At 58.8% G+C, this 18,109-nt stretch carries 15 protein-coding genes and 2 pseudogenes; 3 read left to right on the top strand and 14 right to left on the bottom strand.

The genetic code is table 11. The features are described from left to right. Positions 1-191 precede the first annotated feature (191 nt). Positions 192-1,268 carry a 4-hydroxyphenylpyruvate dioxygenase gene (gene hppD / locus RHP74_RS16300; RefSeq protein WP_311095839.1) on the top strand — a complete coding sequence of 359 codons (1,077 nt, stop codon included), beginning with the start codon at positions 192-194 and terminating at the stop codon, positions 1,266-1,268. 127 nt (positions 1,269-1,395) lie between these two features. Here hppD and rarD read toward each other — a convergent pair whose 3' ends face one another. The 7 genes and pseudogenes from rarD to RHP74_RS31400 all read right to left on the bottom strand — a co-directional run. Further along, on the bottom strand, positions 1,396-2,277 hold the full coding sequence (rarD, locus tag RHP74_RS16295; protein WP_010460694.1) for an EamA family transporter RarD: 882 nt from the start codon (positions 2,275-2,277) through the stop codon (positions 1,396-1,398). Positions 2,278-2,379: 102 nt separating this feature from the next. Next, positions 2,380-3,333: a D-2-hydroxyacid dehydrogenase family protein gene (locus RHP74_RS16290; RefSeq protein ID WP_083376639.1), complete on the bottom strand. Its 954-nt coding sequence runs from the start codon at positions 3,331-3,333 to the stop codon at positions 2,380-2,382. Between the two features lie 13 nt (positions 3,334-3,346). Then, positions 3,347-4,372, bottom strand: coding sequence for an alpha/beta hydrolase (locus tag RHP74_RS16285; RefSeq protein ID WP_311095838.1), 1,026 nt, complete (start codon positions 4,370-4,372; stop codon positions 3,347-3,349). Positions 4,373-4,457: 85 nt separating this feature from the next. Beyond that, complete coding sequence (locus RHP74_RS16280; protein ID WP_077747751.1) at positions 4,458-4,892, bottom strand: YqaA family protein; 435 nt, start codon at positions 4,890-4,892, stop codon at positions 4,458-4,460. Continuing rightward, positions 4,892-5,338 carry a DUF411 domain-containing protein gene (locus RHP74_RS16275; protein ID WP_311095837.1) on the bottom strand — a complete coding sequence of 149 codons (447 nt, stop codon included), beginning with the start codon at positions 5,336-5,338 and terminating at the stop codon, positions 4,892-4,894. Before RHP74_RS16275 ends, RHP74_RS16280 begins: the two co-directional genes overlap by 1 nt. Positions 5,339-5,529: 191 nt before the next feature. Further along, positions 5,530-6,054: pseudogene (locus RHP74_RS31405) on the bottom strand (methyl-accepting chemotaxis protein); the annotation flags it as partial. Between the two features lie 387 nt (positions 6,055-6,441). Continuing rightward, positions 6,442-7,521: pseudogene (locus RHP74_RS31400) on the bottom strand (cache domain-containing protein); the annotation flags it as partial. Positions 7,522-7,910: 389 nt separating this feature from the next. On the opposite strand from RHP74_RS31400, the gene RHP74_RS16265 reads away from it, so the two are divergent. Further along, positions 7,911-8,444, top strand: coding sequence for a hypothetical protein (locus RHP74_RS16265; RefSeq protein WP_221106088.1), 534 nt, complete (start codon positions 7,911-7,913; stop codon positions 8,442-8,444). 45 nt (positions 8,445-8,489) lie between these two features. On the opposite strand, the gene RHP74_RS16260 is transcribed toward RHP74_RS16265, so the two are convergent. Beyond that, the gene (locus RHP74_RS16260; RefSeq protein ID WP_311095836.1) at positions 8,490-9,485 is read right to left on the bottom strand and encodes an aldo/keto reductase; all 996 of its coding nucleotides are present in this window, start codon (positions 9,483-9,485) and stop codon (positions 8,490-8,492) included. Positions 9,486-9,602: 117 nt separating this feature from the next. Here RHP74_RS16260 and RHP74_RS16255 point away from each other — a divergent pair, with 117 nt between their 5' ends. After that, the gene (locus RHP74_RS16255) at positions 9,603-10,529 is read left to right on the top strand and encodes a LysR family transcriptional regulator (protein ID WP_311095835.1); all 927 of its coding nucleotides are present in this window, start codon (positions 9,603-9,605) and stop codon (positions 10,527-10,529) included. Here the strand turns inward: RHP74_RS16255 and RHP74_RS16250 are convergent. From RHP74_RS16250 to RHP74_RS16225, 6 genes are all read right to left on the bottom strand, one after another. Further along, on the bottom strand, positions 10,518-11,453 hold the full coding sequence (locus RHP74_RS16250; RefSeq protein ID WP_311095834.1) for a GNAT family N-acetyltransferase: 936 nt from the start codon (positions 11,451-11,453) through the stop codon (positions 10,518-10,520). The genes RHP74_RS16255 and RHP74_RS16250 overlap by 12 nt on opposite strands. Continuing rightward, entirely contained in the window at positions 11,453-12,742 is a 1,290-nt protein-coding gene (locus RHP74_RS16245; RefSeq protein WP_311095833.1) for a phenylacetate--CoA ligase family protein, read from the bottom strand. The genes RHP74_RS16250 and RHP74_RS16245 overlap by 1 nt, the downstream gene beginning before the upstream one ends. 52 nt (positions 12,743-12,794) lie before the next feature. Then, positions 12,795-15,197 (bottom strand): aldehyde dehydrogenase family protein, encoded by a 2,403-nt coding sequence (locus tag RHP74_RS16240; protein WP_311095832.1) that lies wholly within the window; start codon positions 15,195-15,197, stop codon positions 12,795-12,797. Between the two features lies 1 nt (position 15,198). Next, complete coding sequence (locus RHP74_RS16235) at positions 15,199-16,329, bottom strand: acyl-protein synthase (RefSeq protein WP_311095831.1); 1,131 nt, start codon at positions 16,327-16,329, stop codon at positions 15,199-15,201. 21 nt (positions 16,330-16,350) lie between these two features. Continuing rightward, a complete protein-coding gene (locus tag RHP74_RS16230; protein WP_083376647.1) occupies positions 16,351-17,592 on the bottom strand; it encodes an MdfA family multidrug efflux MFS transporter in 1,242 nt (413 codons plus the stop codon). A gap of 267 nt (positions 17,593-17,859) precedes the next feature. Further along, positions 17,860-17,997, bottom strand: coding sequence for a hypothetical protein (locus RHP74_RS16225; protein WP_010460667.1), 138 nt, complete (start codon positions 17,995-17,997; stop codon positions 17,860-17,862). Positions 17,998-18,109: the final 112 nt, after the last annotated feature.

Below are 18,109 nucleotides of genomic sequence, written 5' to 3'. Positions count from 1 at the left end.
AAACGTCTTCTGCCAGCAGAAGCCTCGCCCGCATCAGCCTTGGGTCGACAATGAAAAGTTTTGGGTTTCAATTGATCTACGGTGACTTCCTCGCCCGCAGCGTGCGGGGCATCTCCTGCGCGCCACCCGCCGGCTTCAGCATTCTTAGCAACTAACGTTCCGTTAATTCTAAAAAATGATGAGGCGCCAAAATGGCAGATTTATACGAAAACCCAATGGGCCTGATGGGCTTTGAGTTCATCGAGTTCGCATCGCCGACCCCGAACACCCTGGAGCCGATCTTCGAGATCATGGGCTTCATCAAGGTCGCGACCCACCGCTCCAAAGACGTGCACCTGTATCGCCAGGGCCAGATCAACCTGATCCTTAACAACGAACCGCACAGCGTTGCTTCGTACTTCGCGGCCGAGCACGGCCCATCGGTGTGCGGCATGGCGTTCCGCGTCAAGGATTCGCAACTGGCCTACAAGCGCGCGCTGGAAATCGGCGCCCAGCCCATCCACATCGAAACCGGGCCGATGGAACTGAACCTGCCGGCGATCAAAGGCATTGGCGGCGCGCCGCTGTACCTGATCGACCGTTTTGGTGAAGGCAGCTCGATCTACGACATCGACTTCGTGTTCATCGAAGGTGTTGACCGCAACCCGGTCGGCGCCGGTCTGAAAATCATCGATCACCTGACCCACAACGTGTATCGCGGTCGCATGGCGTATTGGGCCAACTTTTACGAGAAGCTGTTCAACTTCCGTGAGATCCGTTACTTCGACATCAAGGGCGAATACACCGGCCTGACCTCCAAGGCCATGACCGCGCCGGACGGGATGATCCGCATCCCGCTGAACGAAGAATCGTCCAAGGGCGCCGGGCAGATCGAAGAGTTCCTGATGCAGTTCAATGGTGAGGGCATTCAGCACGTGGCCTTCCTCAGCGATGATCTGATCAAGACCTGGGATCACCTGAAAAGCATCGGCATGCGCTTCATGACCGCGCCACCGGAAACCTACTACGAAATGCTCGAAGGCCGCCTGCCGAACCACGGCGAGCCGGTCGATCAGCTGCAATCGCGTGGGATCCTGCTGGACGGTTCGTCCGAGTCGGGCGACAAGCGTCTGTTGCTGCAGATTTTCTCGGAAACCCTGATGGGGCCGGTGTTCTTCGAATTCATCCAGCGTAAAGGCGACGACGGTTTCGGCGAAGGCAACTTCAAGGCACTGTTCGAATCGATCGAGCGTGATCAGGTTCGCCGCGGTGTACTCGCCACCGATTAAGCCGCTTCACCGTTAAAACTGCAGGAGTGAGCCTGCTCGCGATAGCGTCGTCAAATTCAACATCATTGTTGACTGACAGATAGCTATCGCGGGCAGGCTCACTCCTGCATTTGGTTTTGTGTAGGGCTTAAGGTTTGCGATGCCGAACCAGGTGCTTGAACCCTTCAAACACCAGCACTACCACCGCCAGCCAGATCGGAATATAAGTCAACCATTCCCCGGGCTTGATGCTTTCCCCAAGCAGCAATGCAACGCCCAGCAGCAACACCGGTTCTACATAACTCAACAGCCCGAACAGACTGAACGGCAACAACCGGCTGGCGATGATGTAGACCACCAGCGCCGACGCGCTGATCACTCCGAGTATCGGGATTAGCAGCGACAACCACGGGTGTTGATCAAACACGCCGAAACCCTGTTCGCCACTCTGCACGAACCAGAATGCCACCGGCAGTGTCAACGCCATGTCCAGCCATAAACCGCCAAGGTTGTCGGCGGCCAGGCGCTTGCGCAGGATGAAATACAAGGGATAGCCGATGCAGACCAGCAAGGTTGCCCAGGAAAAACCACCGACCTGATACACCTCGTTGATCACCCCAAGGCAGGCCAGCACCACGGCGATTTTTTGCAGATACGAGAGGCGCTCGCCATAGGCGATCCGCCCGGTCAGGACCATGGTCAGCGGCAACAGAAAATAGCCGAGCGACACATCCAGGCTGTAGCCGTTGAGCGGCGCCCACATGAACAGCCAAAGCTGCACGCCGAGCAGGGCAGAGGAGGCGATCAGGCCGGCGATCAGTTTGCGATTCCCGGCGATGCGCCGGAAAATTTCGACCACCCGTTTCCATTCGCCGGAAACCATCATGAACACGGTCATGCACGGCACGGTCAGCAGCATGCGCCAGCCGAAAATCTCCACGCCGCTCAAGGGGGTGAGCAGCGAGGTGTAGTAATACATGACGGCAAACAGCACCGAGGCCGAGACCGATAAAGCGATACCTTTAGACAAACTGCCCTCGCGAGGTTGAACGTGAAACGGGCGCAGAGGATACGTGGTTTTCGCGTTCAGTATTGACCAACATCGATCGAGTGCGAGAGCGGCGCTTCGGTCCTAGCTCAGAAGGCGAATCGGCTCACCCGCCGACCACGCTTGAATGTCCTCGATCATTTGCGAAAAGAACTGATGGTAGTTCTGTTGGCTGACGTACCCGACATGCGGCGTTGCCAACACGTTGTCCAGCGTTCTGAACGGATGATTCACCGGCAATGGCTCGATGTCGAACACATCCAGTGCCGCCCCCGCGAGTCGATTCTTTTGCAAGGCCTTGATCAGCGCAGCCTCATCGACAATCGGTCCGCGGGCGGTGTTGACGAGCAGCGCCGAGGGTTTCATCCAGTCCAGCGCCTGGGCGTCGACCAATCCGCGGCTGCGATCACTGAGCACCAGATGAACCGACAGCACATCGGCCTGCTCGAACAGTTCCTGCTTGCTGACATAGGTCACGCCCACTTCAGCGGCACGTTCGGCCGTGAGGTTTTCGCTCCACGCGATCACCCGCATCCCGAACACCTGACCGAACTGCGCGACCCGTTGGCCGATGCTGCCAAGGCCGAGGATCGCCAGTGTCTTGCCGTGCAAGTCGCCGCCCAGGCCTTGCTGCCATTTCCCGGCGCGCAAGGCATTGGCTTCGGCCACGAGATTGCGGGTCGCGGCCATTATCAACGCCCAGGTCAGTTCTGGAGCGGCGTGTTTGTAGCTGTCGGTGCCACTGACCTGGATACCCAGTGCCGCAGCGGCCTTGAGATCCAGCGCAGCATTACGCATACCACCGGTGACCAGCAGCTTGAGTGTCGGCAATTGGCGCAGGAGGTCTTCATCGAAGCGGGTGCGTTCGCGCATTACGCAGATCACTTCGAATTTACCCAGGCGCTCCGCCAGGGTTGCGTTGTCGGCGGGGTAATCATGGATAAAACTCACCTCGCCGAGGCTGTCCAGCACTGACCAGTCGACCACGTCACGGGCCACGTCCTGCCAATCATCGATCACCGCAATCTGCACCGCCATCAGCCTTACCTCATTAACGCACGGGATTGGTTTTGTTCAGCCAGTCGAGCAATGCCTGGTGGAATTGCGCCGGTTCTTCCATCTGTGGCGCGTGGCCCATGCCGGGGAATTCAACCAGTGTGGACTGGGGAATCAGTTTTGCCACTTGCTTGCCGAGCACGTCGTAATGACCGAGCCTGGCCTTGACCTCCGGGGAGGCAATGTCACTGCCGATGGCCGTGGTGTCGGACGTGCCGATCAGCAACAGCGTCGGCATCTTCAGGTCCTTGAACTCGTAGTACACCGGCTGGGTGAAGATCATGTCGTAGATCAACGCCGAGTTCCAGGCCACCTGTGTGTGCCCCGGGCCTTTGTTCAAGCCGGCAAGCATATCGACCCAGCGATCTAATTCAGGCTTCCAGCGGCCACCGTAATAGGTGTTGCGTTCATAGGTGCGGATGCCGTCGGCGCTGAGTTTGAGTTCGCGCTCGTACCACTGATCGACGGTGCGATAGGGCACGCCAAGGGCTTTCCAGTCTTCCAGGCCAATGGGATTGACCAGCGCCAGTTGCTCGACCTGATCGGGGTATTGCAACGCATAGCGTGTGGCGAGCATGCCGCCGGTGGAGTGCCCGAGCACGCTGGACTTCTGGATGCCAAGGGCTTTGAGCAGTTGCTGGGTATTGGTCGCCAGTTGCTGGAATGTGTATTGATAGTTGTCCGGTTTACTGGAGGTGCAGAAACCGATCTGGTCCGGCGCAATCACCCGGTAACCGGCTTCGCTCAGGGCTTTGATCGAACTGTCCCAAGTGGCGCCGCAGAAGTTTTTGCCATGCATCAACACCACGCTGCGCCCGTTGGCCTTGCCGTGGGCGGCGACGTCCATGTAACCCATCTGCAAGGATTTGCCTTGGGACTCGAACGAGAAGTGCTTGACCGTATACGGGTACTCGAACCCTTGCAGTTCCGGCCCGTATTCCGGGCCTTCGGCGTGAGCCAGAACAGGCAGTGCAGCGGTCAGAAACAGGCCGGGCAGCCAACGGGAGAGGGGAAGGGACATGGGTGAACTCCATAGAAAACCCGCCGATGCTGGATCGGCATGATTAGGGCGACATTAAAGACAGGCAATCGCCGCCGCCGATCGTTCAACCGATCCAGCCGAGCGTGGCCAGGGCCAGCACGCCATAACGAGCACCTTTGGCGAGCGTCACGATCAGCAGGAACCGCCCAAGCGGCTCGCGCATGACGCCGGCCACCAACGTCAGCGGGTCACCGATGATTGGCACCCAACTCAGCAGCAATGACCAATGACCATAGCGTTGATAGTGTTTTCGGGCCTGTTCCAGATGGCGCGGGCTGACCGGAAACCAGCGCCGGTCGCGAAACCGCTCGATGCGACAGCCGAGCCACCAATTCACCACCGAACCGAGGACATTACCCAGCGTCGCGACGGCCAGTAGCAACCATAGCCAATACTGTTCGCTGAGCAACAGCCCCACGAGCAGCGCTTCGGACTGCAACGGCAGCAAGGTCGCGGCACCGAACGCCGCGAAGAACAGCCCGATGTAGGCGCCACCCATCAATGGGCCGGGTAGTCCGCCACCACCACATCAGTGCCGTCCTTTTTCAGGCCGATCACTTGATAGGCATCGCTCATGCCGTCCATTTCCATGCCCGGCGAACCCATAGGCATGCCCGGTGCCGCAACACCCAGCAGGTCATTGCGTTTGCTCAAGGCCAGGACTTGATCCGCAGGCACATGGCCTTCGACGAATTTGCCGTTGATCAGGCCGGTGTGGCAGGACGCCAGGCGTGGAGGCACGCCGTGCTGCTGCTTGAATTCGCTCATGTTGGATTCGACGTGGTCTTCAACCTTGAAGCCGTTGGCCTCGAGGTGGCTGATCCATTTTTTGCAGCAGCCGCAGTTGGCGTCACGGTGGACTTCGATCGGGACCAGGTCGGCGGCCTGGGCCATGGGGGAGATAAAAAGGGCGCTCAAGGCGACCAGACGCAGGTGGATTCGCATGGGGGATCTCGTCTCGGGTTGCGGCCAAAAAGATGCATTTTGACCATTTTTTGCCGGGAAGAGATACGAGGTTGTTTCGAAGTAATACAGGTACGCCAAGCTGTCGTGGCGAGGGGGCAAGCCCCTCACCACAAAGATCCTCACCAGACCCAACTCCCCGGCCGCAGGGAGCATGTGTAATTCAGCAGCGATCAACGAACCTTGAACCGCCCCATGATCGAGCTGACACGCGCATTGGCTTGCAGCAGTTGTTGGGTATTAAGCTCGCTGGCCTGGCCGCTTTTCACCAGCTCATCCACCATGTGACGGATCTGCACCATGCTGCGGTTGATCTCTTCGGTCACCGCGCTTTGCTGCTCCGCGGCGGTGGCGATCTGCGTACTCAGGCTGTTGATGTGGCTGACCGAGCCGGCCATTTCATCCAGGCCCGTGTTGACCCGCGCCGTGGCGTCGGCGGCAGACTGGCAACTGGCCTGGGTATTTTCCATCGCGGTTACAGACGAACTCACGCCTTGGGTCAGGCGCTTGAGCATTTCATTGATTTGCGAAGTGCTGGCTTGCGTGCGGGCGGCGAGGGCGCGGACTTCATCGGCGACGACCGCGAAACCGCGACCTTGCTCACCGGCCCGGGCCGCTTCGATCGCGGCGTTGAGCGCCAGTAAGTTGGTCTGCCCGGCAATCGCGCCAATCACGCCGAGGATTTCGGTGATGCGTTGCGCGTCTTCCTGCATGCTTTCGACTTTATGGGTGGCGCTCGCCACTTCGTCGATCAAGGCGATCACGCTGCTGGACGCTTCACCGACCACGACCCGTGAACGATCGGCGTTCTCGTTGGCGCGCTGGGTGAAGGCCGCCGTTTCAGCGGCGTTCTGCGCGACGCTTTCGGCGGTCGAACTCATCTCGGTAATCGCCGTGACCGTCTGATCCGTTTCAGACGCATGGCGCACCAGAATCTGACTGGTGTGGGCGGAAGTCCGCTGCAGGTTGTCCAGGCTGGAGGCCATGGCACCGGTGGCCTGGGTGACTTCGCCGATCATGTTCTGCAAATAAATGATGAAGGCGTTGACCGAGTGCCCGATGGCGCCCAGTTCGTCTTCGGCGCGGATAGTGATGCGCTTGGTCAGGTCGGCATCGCCCGCGGACAGGGCATCAATGTTGGCTTTGAGGATTTTCATCCGCTGGATCAGTTGGCGAATCGCATAGATCTGCAGCAACACCAGCAGAATCACCATCGGGATTTGCAGCAGGCTCAAGGTACTGAGCACATCGTCACGCTGGGCGGTGATCAGCGTGGTCGGCAGGGCCGTGGCGAGGAACCACGGGGTGCCTTCGATCGGGCGCATGAAGAAGGTGTTGGCTTCACCGTTGTTGTCGAACTCGACCCGCTGCGACTGATCACGGTTTTGCAGGCCGGCCTTCACTTGACTGGCGAACGGCGAGTTGCCGGCCAGCTCACTGATGTTCTTCAGCACGATTGGCCCACTGATCCGCGAGCTGTTGCTGATGATCTTGCCGTCGGCTTCGACGATCAGCATTTCGGCGCCGAGGTCTTTTTCCTTGCGGGCGATCAAGTCATTGAAGAAGCCCAGCGTCACGTCGATAGTCGAGACGCCATACGCCGCGCCATTTTTCTGAATGGCCATGGCGCAGTTGGTCCGTGGCTCCGCGCTGGCGTCATCTTTATAGGCAGCGGCCCAGGCGCATTGGCCGCGCGGGGTTTGCATGCCGCCCTTGTACCAGGTCTGGTCGTAATAGTTGGGAGCGGCGTCACTGTTCCAGAACGTATTGACCGCCAGCTTGCCCGAGGCGTCGCGGTGCCAGAAGGTGCTGAATTTGTTACGTCCGGCCTCACGCTGGCCGGGTAACGGCCAGATACCGCCTCCGAACACTTTCAACTCGCCGTATTGATCGACCAGGCCTGGCAGCACCGTGTCGATGGCAGCGCTGTCGAGCAGCGGAATGGTCTGGGTGATGCTGCGCTGTTGCGCCTGAACCTTGTTCAGTTCGCCCTGGATTTGCTCGGCCACTTCGGCGATGCGGTTGAGGGCCACCTGTTCTTCGGTGTGACGAAGCTTGGGGGCGACCAACTGGCTGATGCCGACCACCGTGAGGACGAACAACAGCAGGATGAACAGGACCAGAAACAGCGTGTAACGAGCCTGGATGGTGCGGAATGCGGGCATGGGACCGGTCCTTGTGCAGCGTTCTTATTGTGGTTTTCGGAATGAAAATCGGCGCTTCGAAGAGCTATCGGCTTGCAAGGGACGAGCTTTAGGTACGAGCGTGCTAGAAAGGGGCAGGGTGACGAGCGGTCAGGGGCCGGACAGTGTCGATGTTGATACAAATAAACTAACCAAGACGTACAAGAGGCTGATTAGTTGTCCAGCCCTCTTTTGAAAAGATTGTCTAGGCCAATGAAACAAGGCGCTTAGTGCTTTGTATCTAACATGTACAAAAATTGTAAAAACTGGAAAAAATTGTTGGTATGGCTAGTTGCCAGATTGATACTTGGCGGCTCTAAAACTGAACTAAACAAGGAGTTTTTTATGGTCACGCAGTCGGGAGTTCATTCATGACTATCGGCTACACAGGGGCCTGGACTCCCAAGGCAGGGTTGCTGGTTCAGGATACGGGCGGGGGCAAACCTGTCACCCACAACGCCAGGGTCAAGCAGATGCTGGCACTGGTGGGGACCAATCCAAACGCGCTGAACACGGCGAAAATGGATGAGCAGAAAATCCATCGCAACGTGAAAGGCTTTGACCCGGAAAGTATCTCTGCCAAACAGCTGGGCAATCTCAGCGCCTTTTTGCGAGGCAAGGGATTGATTTCCGATATCACGTCGATGACGTTGATGAACGCCGGTGACAAATTCGACCGGTTTGGTATTCAGAAAGACCCGGATGCAAAATTCAATGCGCTGGAGTATTTCGCTACGCAACTGGACACCATCCAGAACAACAGCATCAAGGGCGACAGATACGCCGCCGGCCTGATCCCGGAATACAAGACGGCAATTTATGTGCTGCAGAACCTGCAGGTTTACGGCAAGGGTAACGGTACAACAGTGCCTGCTACCGACGGTGGCGTCAGATCCAAGGCTTGATGTTCGCAGTGCCGGCCCACTCAGACCGAATGGGCCAGGCGTTGGTTACCGATCTAGTAACTTCATGACTTCCTCTGGATAGCGCAAGCCTGCGGTGGCATTGGCCGGGAAAATCGCTTCCAGGGCGTGCAAGTCGTGGTCGCTGAGTTTCACCTCCAGTGCGCCAACGTTTTCTTCAAGGTATTTACGCTGTTTGGTCCCGGGAATCGGGATCAGGTAGTCACCTTGCGCCAGCACCCAGGCCAGCGCCAATTGGCCCGCCGTCACCCCTTTGTCGGCTGCCAAGGCTTGTACCTGCTGCACCAGCAACAGGTTTTTCGCGAAATTTTCCCCTTCAAAGCGCGGGCTGAAGCGCCGGTAATCGTCGGCGGCAAAGTCATCCGGGCTTTTCAGTGCCCCCGTCAGAAAGCCACGACCCAATGGGCTGTAAGGGACGAACGCAATGCCCAGACGCTGGCACGCAGCCAGGCAACCGTTCTCTTCCTGGTCACGGCTCCACAGCGAATACTCACTTTGCAGGGCGCTGATCGGATGAACCTTGTGTGCCCGTTCCAGCGTGGCCACTGACGCCTCACTCAAGCCCAGATAACGCACCTTGCCGACTTTGACCAACTCGGCCATGGCGCCGACGGTTTCCTCAATGGCCACCTGCGGATCGATCCGGTGCTGGTAGTACAAATCCAGGGTTTCAACGCCCAGTCGTTTGAGCGTGCCGTCGATAGACGTGCGAATGTAGTCCGGTCGGCCGTTGACGCCCCGGGCGCCGGGATTGGACGGATCGCGGACAATGCCGAACTTGCTGGCCAGGAACACCTGCTCGCGTTTGTCGACGATGGCCTTGCCGATCAACTCTTCGTTGGTGTGCGGGCCGTACATGTCTGCGGTGTCGAGCAGGTTGATCCCCAACTCCAGCGCCCGATGCAGGGTGGCGGTGGCTTCACGGGTATCGACACCGGTCGTATAGAAATCGGTCATGCCCATGCAGCCCAAACCGATGGCAGAAACCTGTGGGCCGTTTTTGCCCAATTGACGTGTCTGCATGAAATCAACTCCTTGTGGTGTAAGCCCCTAGTGTTGACCTCGACAGAAACAAGATAAACCGGCTACAACTGCTATCACTGTTCGCAATTTCTAAATAATCAACCGGATCACCTGACAATGGACCGTTTTAACGCCATGCGCGTGTTCACCCGAATCGTCGAGCTGGGCGGCTTTGCCAAAGCCGCGGACAGCCTGCAATTGCCCCGCGCGTCGGTGACCATCCTGATCAAGCAACTTGAGGCTCACCTTGGCGTGCAACTGCTGCAACGGACCACGCGGCAGATCAGCCTGACCCTCGACGGCGCAGCCTATTACCCCCGTTGCGTGCGGTTGCTGGCCGATCTGGAGGAAACCGAAGCGGTGTTTTCCGCCGCCCGCCACAACCCCAAAGGCTTGCTGCGAGTGGACATGCCGTCCGGGATCGGGCGCCTGATCGTGATTCCGGCATTGCCGCAGTTCACCCGCCGCTATCCGTTGATCGAACTGGATATCGGTTTGAATGACCGACCTGTCGACCTGATTCGTGAAGGCGTCGATTGTGTGCTGCGCGGCGGGGCGGCGCTGGATGAGTCACTGGTGGCGCGGCCGCTGGTCATGCTCGACCAGATCACCTGCGCCAGCGCCGAGTACCTGGCGCGCCATGGAACCCCGCACAATCTGGCTGACCTTGAGGGCCATCAGATGGTGGAGTATTTCTCCGGCACCACCGGCAAGCGGTTCGGGCTGGAATTCATGGTCGATGATCAACTCCGGTTGATTGACCTGCCCAAGCACGTGTCGGTCAACAGTGCCGACGGGTACCTGGCTGCTTGTGAGGCGGGTTACGGACTGATCCAGACGCCGTACTACCACGTCGCCCGCCAATTGAAGGAAGGGCGTTTGTGTGAAGTATTGAAAGCGACGCCGCCCCCCGGGATGCCGTTGACGGCGCTCTATCCCCCACACCGCCAGTTGTCCCGGCGGGTGAGGGTGTTTGTCGACTGGCTGGTGGAGCTTTGCGCGCAGCCGGGCAATGAGTTTTACCGAAAAGACTCAAGCGGCTGAGCGAGCGCTGCCCAGTGCTTCGGTGTTTTGCTGCAAATCGTCGTGCAACTGTTGCATGTAGGGGCAATGCAGATTGAGGGACCGAGGCCGCGCCCCTCGATGAAACAGGGCAAACCATCCATGACTGCCGGGAGCGGGCATCAACCCGGTAAACGAGAAGCCAAGCGTCGTCAAACTGCGCAAGTCTTCGGCGAAGTGTCGCGACAGCGCAAGTCGGGTCGAGATCATCCAGTGACCGGGCAATTGCCGGATCTGGTCGAGCAGACGTTTGGTCAGGCGGTGAATGACCATGTCGAAGCGGTGATGGTGCTGCTTGATCTGCAAGGGTATCGAAGGTTGTGGGGGCATTTCTGGCTGGGTTCCGAACAGCGAACTCAGGTGCTGCATAAACCCCCGGTAGCGTTCGGGCCAGGGAATGTCGGGAAGAGGACGCGCCTGCCCTTCGACCACGTGGCAGCCCATCACAATGGTTTCCGGGTGCGGTTCGGCGAAGGGCGAAGGAACGTAGTCGGGCAGCACTCCCGTGCTGTGGAAACCGATGTTTGCGGCCATGCGTTGCGTGTACGGATGGTGGGTCACTTGCTTGATCAGGACGCTCTTAAAGCCCAGTGCCCCGGCCTGCAACAGTAACTCCCGGCCCAGACGTGTCGCGATACTTTGCCCCTGCGCCGCGGGATGCACCACGCTGAGAGCCAGTTCCGCGCTCTGCGGGGACGATTCGTGGCATAACGCGGCATGCCCCAGAACGCGTACATCATCCACCGCCAGCATCGATTTCCAGCGACCCTCGGCGGTGTGCTGGCTGATCATGTGCGGCAGGTAAACATCCGGTTGAACGTAATGATCGCCATAAACCTCGCGAAACAACTGGCTCACGGCGCGGGCGTCGGAAGGGCGGTAGCGTCGAAAAATCAGATGAGACATCACGCAGTCTCCAGCGATGGCGCGTCATAGGGGCGCAAATCCAGGACCCGCATCTGTTTGCCGGAACGAGGGTGAAGCTTCAGGTCGGTGACGTTGCAGGACAGCACTCGCAACTCCAGCAGCCCTTCGCGATTCAGATGATCGAGCGCGGGGTAATGGGCCATAAGCGCTTCATACAATGCCAGGCATCGTGGGGCGGTGGCCACGGCGTTTGCGTCAGGCACCCATGTCACACTGACGATGTCCTTGTAGCCGTCATGTTCGATGCGCAATTGCCATTGGTCGGTGCCAGCAACGCGCTGGACGATCTGTCGCATTTCGTCGATCAACAACGACGCCGACCCCACACGAACCCGCTGACTATGGGCGCTACGCCCCTTGAGGGCGAATTTGCGCATCGGGGTGTTGGCGGGCTCACGCCAGCAGGCACGGTCGCCTACCGGATACCGCAGCAGCGGCATGAGTTGGCGGGTCAGGTTGGTCACCAGCAATAATCCAGTGCGGTCGCATTGTTCAATGACTTCACCGGTCAGTTCGTCGACGATTTCCAGCAGGGTCTGGGGTTCAAATACCCGATGCTCGCCCAAGGCGCAGTCGCGGCTTGTCGCGCCGATCAGGCCCGCATCGACACTGGCGTAGCCGATTGAGGCGATGCGCACGTTGGGAAATACCTGGGTGAGGATGGCCAATTGCGGGCCGAACAGGCTTTCGCCGCCGTACAGCAACGTATCAACCCCACACAGCACCCGCTGATGCTGATTCAGGTACGCGGCGAATTTCAACAACTGCGCCGGCACACCCACCAGCACGTTGATCCGGTGCTGATCCAGCGCATCCGCCAGGACATCCATGCTGACTTCGCCGGTGAACGGAAACTCACAGATGGACCTTTTGACGTGCGCCAGCGAGTCGTGGATGAACAGAAAACTGGCGTAGAGATCGCCGGAAAAGAACAGGTTGGCGACCCTGTCACCGTCCTTCAGTTGAGAGGAAACACTGTTTCCAAACGTACCGACCAAGGCTTGCCACTCGCGGGTCGAGTAAACCGTCAGTTTGCCCTGACTGGTGGATCCGCCGGTTTTAAACACCAACGCGTCTTCGATGTTGCCGGTCAGCACAGGCCAATGATTCAGGTCGTTACTGTCAGCCCAATAGTCGGCCACATTGGTCAGCGGCAGGTCTTTTAAAGTAATACCTTCTGCCGGTAAGTGTTGCAGGTGTTTGCGATAGAAGTTTGAGTGTTGCCTTATATAAGGCAAGAGTTGTTCAAGCGAATAAGTTGTTTTCACTGGGTTCTCTTTTTTTATCGGGCGTTGTGAGATTAAAAGACAAACGAGATGTTTAATGTCTGTTGTCGATAACCAACGGCGTTTTTCCGCTGTGTTTGTTTTTGGTGAATTCGGATTCAGCACACTCGTGAACTTCTACCGTGATCAGCGCGGCATTCACGGCATTGGTCAGTGCGGCGTGGGTCAATAACTTTTCATACGCCTTTTCGGCCTCCAGGTTCACTAAAACCTTCAACCGCTCGCTGCCATCGCAGGCGTGGTCCAGCACAAGTTGAACGGGCAGGCCGAGGCTGTCCTGCAGCGCCGACGGTGAAATGAATTCCGTGCCCATCCGTATCAGCTTGCCGTGGCGCTGCAGCAATTCGAATCGCGGTGAGTCGAGCCCGCAAGGGCAGGCTCCGGATATCCAGCGACCGGTGTCCCCCACGTCATACCGGCGCACGGCCTGGCCTTGCCGGGCCCGAGAGGTGAACAGCAGCCGGCCGATCTCATCGGCTTGCACCGGAGAATCGTGTTCGAGATGCACGATTTCCAGATGCTGGGTATCGCACATCAAATGAAAGACGCCGTCTGCCGTTGCCGAGCAGGCATGCCCCAGCGGACCGGCATCGACCGAGCCATAAATCGCGGAGCGAATCGTCGAGACTCCGCAGCTTTCCATCAGGCGCAGGCTGGCCTGGCCAGGGTGCTCGCCGCCGAGGAACACTTTGCTGATGCCCGAGTACGCGCGAAGCTGGCTTTGTTCGTTGAAAAACAAGCGATGTAACGTACTCGGCATGCCTATCAGCGCGGTGATGCGATGATCCACGATCATTCGGGCCATTTCGCTGAAGTCATCATCGTGCGGCGCCCCCATGGGGAAATGTGTAACGCCCATCAATTCCAGAACCTTGGTGAAGCTGGAGAATCCCCCATACAGGCTGCCGCCGTAAAACAGGTTCATCACCCGATCCGTTGACGGGTCGAGACCGGCGGCGAAAAGGCCGTCTGCCGCCGCGCGCATCTGCCGTTGAAAGTCCTGATAGCTGAACCCGGCCAGGGCTGGCGTGCCGCTGCTGCCCCCAGAGCGGAAAAACAGCTGGGCCATGGCGTTGATCGGCTGGGTCATGAATGTGTTTTTGTCCATGATCGGCTCATGGCGTGTATCCGCAGCGGTTGGCAGCGCGTCGAGTGTTGCCCGGCCAGGTACGGCCTCAGGCGACAGACTCACCGAGAGGCGGCGACTGAAGCGCGACAGCGCGTAGACGCCGTCATGGGGTTCCCCAGGGTAGCCGTCATGAATCAGCCCGCACGGGGCAATACGCGTAACGCCGGCATTGACCAGCGAGCGCACCAACCCGGGTGTCTGCACCGCAGAACACATCAACACGCAGCTTTGCAGGACGGTGCGCCAAGGCAATAGCGTCTCGGCGATCAAGTGTTGCGGCACCGGTTTGAGCAGCAGTGTACGAAACAGCGGCGAGGGCGCGAGCGTCTGATGGTGATCCCAGATGACCCTCCATCCCGGGCCGGTCCAGACCTGACCAGTCTGCTGCGCAAAGCAGTGTTCCAGCCTCGCCATCGCGGTACGGGTGGTGATTTCCGAAGCCTCCTGGTCGGTAGGAACCAGCGCCGGCCAATGTGAGGAACGACATGTAAAGGCTTTGGCCAGACGTTCACCCAGGTCCAGCAAAACCGCCGGATCGTTGCTGTCTACCAGCAGCCATTGCGGACTGGAGCATGCTTGCTGATCCAGACTGCACACTTCATCCACCAGCGCGTCCAGCGCCGAATCGCTCGCCGCCTCGGGCGACAGATAAGCGAAGCTGATCCTGTGGCCCCAATCGATCCAGCGACACCCGGCCGGGATCTGCTGACGAATCGCTTTTAGCGCGTTTTCACCACCCCAGGCGGCGACGCCATCGGCGCGGGTGCAGAGTTGCGCTATCTGAGCCGTGCTGACCGGCAGCACCGCGATGAAATCAGCCAACTGGCCACTGGTGTCGCTATGCACCAGCGCGGCGAGTAACCGGGCGGTCAATCCTTGATCGCTGGAGCTGGGGCGCAGCCAGTTGATGTTGCCGGCCAACAGACTTTCCAGGACCGCGCAGAACGCCAGCATCGGCGCATTGCCCGGCGTGATGTGCACCACCAGCCCCAGCGGATGCCAGCTTTCAAAACAGGCTTGCCGGTAATCAATACGCCGTAACGAACGCGGTTGCACACCCAACTCACGTTCAAGCTTGGTGGTGAGGTGGCTGCGTCGGCAGAAGTCGACAAGCCCCAATCGTTGATCGTTGTCGAGGGGCACATCCAGTCGACCAGCTTGCAATTGCAGGGCAAATCGGGCCGCTGCGTCGATGACGGTGTCGCTGTCGATCGGTGCATTCAGCAGTCGTGGCAGTTGTGGGTGCAGTTGCTCGAGGGCTGTCTCGAGGGTGACATCGTTCCGCAGTTCACCATTGATCAAGTACATGTCACGCCCCTCCAATCAGTTCTGACGCGGCCATTGCGCAGCTTCGGCTGGCGGTCGTGCCGGCGCGTCCATGCAGTTCAAACCAGTCGGTCTGCAAGCCGCATCCGCAGCTGGCAGCGGGGTGCAGCGTCGCCAGGTCGCCCATGACAACGGCGTGCGCGGGGCTGGACGAAATGTACGGCGACACGAACTCCAACAAGCCGCGCTGACCGTAGGGTTGAACAGTGAAACTGGATGGGTTGCGCACGAAGACTTTCGAATAAACCGGCACATGGAAATGCTGCCGAGCACACTGGATGTAGGGCACGGCATGCTCGACAGCGCCGTAACCGTCCCGGCAGCGGGACAGGTCGATGCCCAATTGGCGGTGGATGCGTTGATACAACTGCGACAAAGGAATTTCCTGTGCGGCCTGGGTTTTCCAACCCCCCCCGAGAAACACCAGGGACTCGGCCGCTAGCTTGAGATCCGCGACGCCGGTGTCTTCCATGTGCTGCAACGCGTGGGAGAGGAACGCCGGGAAGCCGAGAATGCGCACCGGCAATCCTTCTTCGGCGAATTCCTGCAAGGCGCGGATCACCCCAAACATATCGAACGCGTGACCGTTGCCCGTCAGGCGCAATCCATAAGCGATGCGGTTGACCGGCGCATAGCTGCACAGAAACTGGTCGGTGTACGCAGTGCCCAAGGTGATCGCAGCCTTGGGTTCATAGCTCAGCAGCAAGTAGTTGCAGGGACTGTCCGGAGTGTCCCAGCCGTAATGGCGAAAAATGTGGCTCACCATGCCCTGGGCGGCCGCCATGCTGCGCTGGTCATAGCGCAGGCGACTTTTCTGGCCACTGGTGCCGGACGATGTCAGCTCCAGCGCGCCTTCGCCCGTAGGGCCGAACAACAGGTGACGTTTGAAATAGTGAGCGAAAATCGGCGGTAGTCTTGACCAGTCATCCAGTGTCGCCAGGTCTTGAGCGACCAGCCCGTTGCTGTTGAGCCAGCGCTCATAGCCAGGCGTGTGGTGACAATGAAACAGGCTGGTTTCCCCCATGGCCCGGTCGAACAGGCCTTCAGGCACGGAATCCAGGCAATAGGGTTGCGTTAACGCGCAAAGCGCATCGGTGTGGGGTAAATGGATCATCAAAGGACCTTTCGGGTGGAGTCAGGCAGCAAGCGGGAGGTGAGAACGCCGCAGAAAAAGGCGCAAGGGCAGCAGGCACATGAGCCCTGCAATAGCCGCCATCAGGGCGAAGGATTCGTGGTTGTCACCGGCACCGGCCGCCGCAATCAGCGAGCCGCCGCCGCCCATGACGGCGATCGAGATCATGCCGATCATGGCCGAGACCAAGCCTTTGCTGTCGTCGCTTGAAAACAGCGCGAGCCGGTACAGGGCGGCGTTGCTCATGCCAAGGCCGATGGCATAAACGGCCAGGGCGCTGATGAGCAAAGGCGTAGACGCCCCGTAGAAACTGCTGGCGAGCAAGGCGAGGAGTCCGCCGCAAAACGGCCACAACGCGTATCGAATCAGTTGCGGCAATTCAGTGTCGGCGATCAATCGATTGAGTATCAGGTTGCCGAGAATGACGGCCGCAAACACCGGGATCTGCCACAGGCCGTACTGCAAGGGTGATAGTCCCTGATTGTGAATCAGCAGGAGCGGAGCCAGCCCGATCCACGCAATCAAGGGCAGGCTCATGACCCCCAGCGCGACCGAGGCGCTGAGGAATCGCGGGTTGCCGAGCAACGCGGCATAACGGCGCACGGTGCCGCGCCATTCGAACGGCACCGCCGCCAGTCGCTGACCGTCATGACGCGAGGTACCCACGGTTTCCGGCATGAACAGGTAAAGCCCGAGCCAGACCAGCAGGCCGCCGATACCCAGCAGTAAAAACAGCTGCCGCCAGGACAACCACTCCAGCAGCAGGCTGCCGAGCAAAGGCCCCAGCAGCGGAGAGAGCAATGCAACGTTGCCCAGCAACGCCATGATTTTTACCGCGTCGGCTTCGCAGAACACTTCTTGCAAGGCTGGATAGCTGACCGCGATGACAAATCCCAGCCCCATGCCCTGAATCACCCGCAAGCCGTTGAACGCATAAATGCTGTGCACGCTGAACGCGGCGGCACAGGACAGGGCGAATAAACCGCAACCGATGAGCAACATCGGTCGGCGACCGAACTGATCCGACAGCGGACCAATAAGCCATTGCAGAAGAATGCCGCCCGCCAGATAAAGATTGAAGGCGTAGGGGACATGTCTCCCGCTGGCATTCAGATCATGAGTGACGGTCAACATGGCGGGCATGATCATGTCGCTGGCCATATACGTCAGAAGTTCAAAAAAAGTAATGGCAAGGCAAAAGCCGAACACCTGATAGGGGCTAATATTTATGAGCGGTTTGTGCATGGCATCCCTGTTCTTCTTCGTGAAGTTAAATAGTGGGTCTTATTGCGATGCGCCAAGATTAATCAAGCGGGTATGAATACCTCAAACGGACTATTAAGACTGAAAGCTTCAATAGTTTTCGCCAGGTTTCGATGAGGGGAGGGCAGTAAAAAAAGAAGGGAAAGTGTATGTACGAAAAATGCCCGCAACGGGGCGGGCATTGGTTCAGCAATCACGGAATATCCACTTTTCTTACAAGCGGGTGTTCAATTACTTACGCGTCATACGTTATCGATGCTGGTAATAACCCGGTCCACCGCGATCGTAATGGTGGTCGCCGTGCCGGCCACCGTGGGGGAAAACGATGCAGCCGCTCAGCATCAGCAGCGCGAGCAGGGGAATCAGCCGTGTGATTCGACGGAACATTTGAAAATCCTCATGGTTATCGCCGTAATAAAGCCAAATCTCTTCATCGGCTGTAACATGAGACCCCGTTTGCAGCGTCCCATTCCTGCACAAAGGTAGGGGCTTGGCATGC

This window comes from Pseudomonas sp. SG20052 (assembly GCF_031766055.1).
GTDB lineage: Bacteria > Pseudomonadota > Gammaproteobacteria > Pseudomonadales > Pseudomonadaceae > Aquipseudomonas > Aquipseudomonas mandelii.
Note: the sequence above shows the minus strand (reverse complement) of the source record. Positions and strands in the feature narration are given on the sequence as shown.

Excerpts from the sequence above, each read along its gene's own strand:
- hppD (WP_311095839.1), top strand. The coding sequence starts at position 192 with ATGGCAGATTTATACGAAAACCCAATGGGCCTGATGGGCTTTGAGTTC.
- RHP74_RS16290 (WP_083376639.1), bottom strand. The coding sequence starts at position 3,333 with ATGGCGGTGCAGATTGCGGTGATCGATGATTGGCAGGACGTGGCCCGT.
- RHP74_RS16285 (WP_311095838.1), bottom strand. The coding sequence starts at position 4,372 with ATGTCCCTTCCCCTCTCCCGTTGGCTGCCCGGCCTGTTTCTGACCGCT.
- RHP74_RS16280 (WP_077747751.1), bottom strand. The coding sequence starts at position 4,892 with ATGGGTGGCGCCTACATCGGGCTGTTCTTCGCGGCGTTCGGTGCCGCG.
- RHP74_RS16275 (WP_311095837.1), bottom strand. The coding sequence starts at position 5,338 with ATGCGAATCCACCTGCGTCTGGTCGCCTTGAGCGCCCTTTTTATCTCC.
- RHP74_RS16265 (WP_221106088.1), top strand. The coding sequence starts at position 7,911 with ATGACTATCGGCTACACAGGGGCCTGGACTCCCAAGGCAGGGTTGCTG.
- RHP74_RS16260 (WP_311095836.1), bottom strand. The coding sequence starts at position 9,485 with ATGCAGACACGTCAATTGGGCAAAAACGGCCCACAGGTTTCTGCCATC.
- RHP74_RS16255 (WP_311095835.1), top strand. The coding sequence starts at position 9,603 with ATGGACCGTTTTAACGCCATGCGCGTGTTCACCCGAATCGTCGAGCTG.
- RHP74_RS16250 (WP_311095834.1), bottom strand. The coding sequence starts at position 11,453 with ATGTCTCATCTGATTTTTCGACGCTACCGCCCTTCCGACGCCCGCGCC.
- RHP74_RS16240 (WP_311095832.1), bottom strand. The coding sequence starts at position 15,197 with ATGTACTTGATCAATGGTGAACTGCGGAACGATGTCACCCTCGAGACA.
- RHP74_RS16235 (WP_311095831.1), bottom strand. The coding sequence starts at position 16,329 with ATGATCCATTTACCCCACACCGATGCGCTTTGCGCGTTAACGCAACCC.
- RHP74_RS16230 (WP_083376647.1), bottom strand. The coding sequence starts at position 17,592 with ATGCACAAACCGCTCATAAATATTAGCCCCTATCAGGTGTTCGGCTTT.
- RHP74_RS16225 (WP_010460667.1), bottom strand. The coding sequence starts at position 17,997 with ATGTTCCGTCGAATCACACGGCTGATTCCCCTGCTCGCGCTGCTGATG.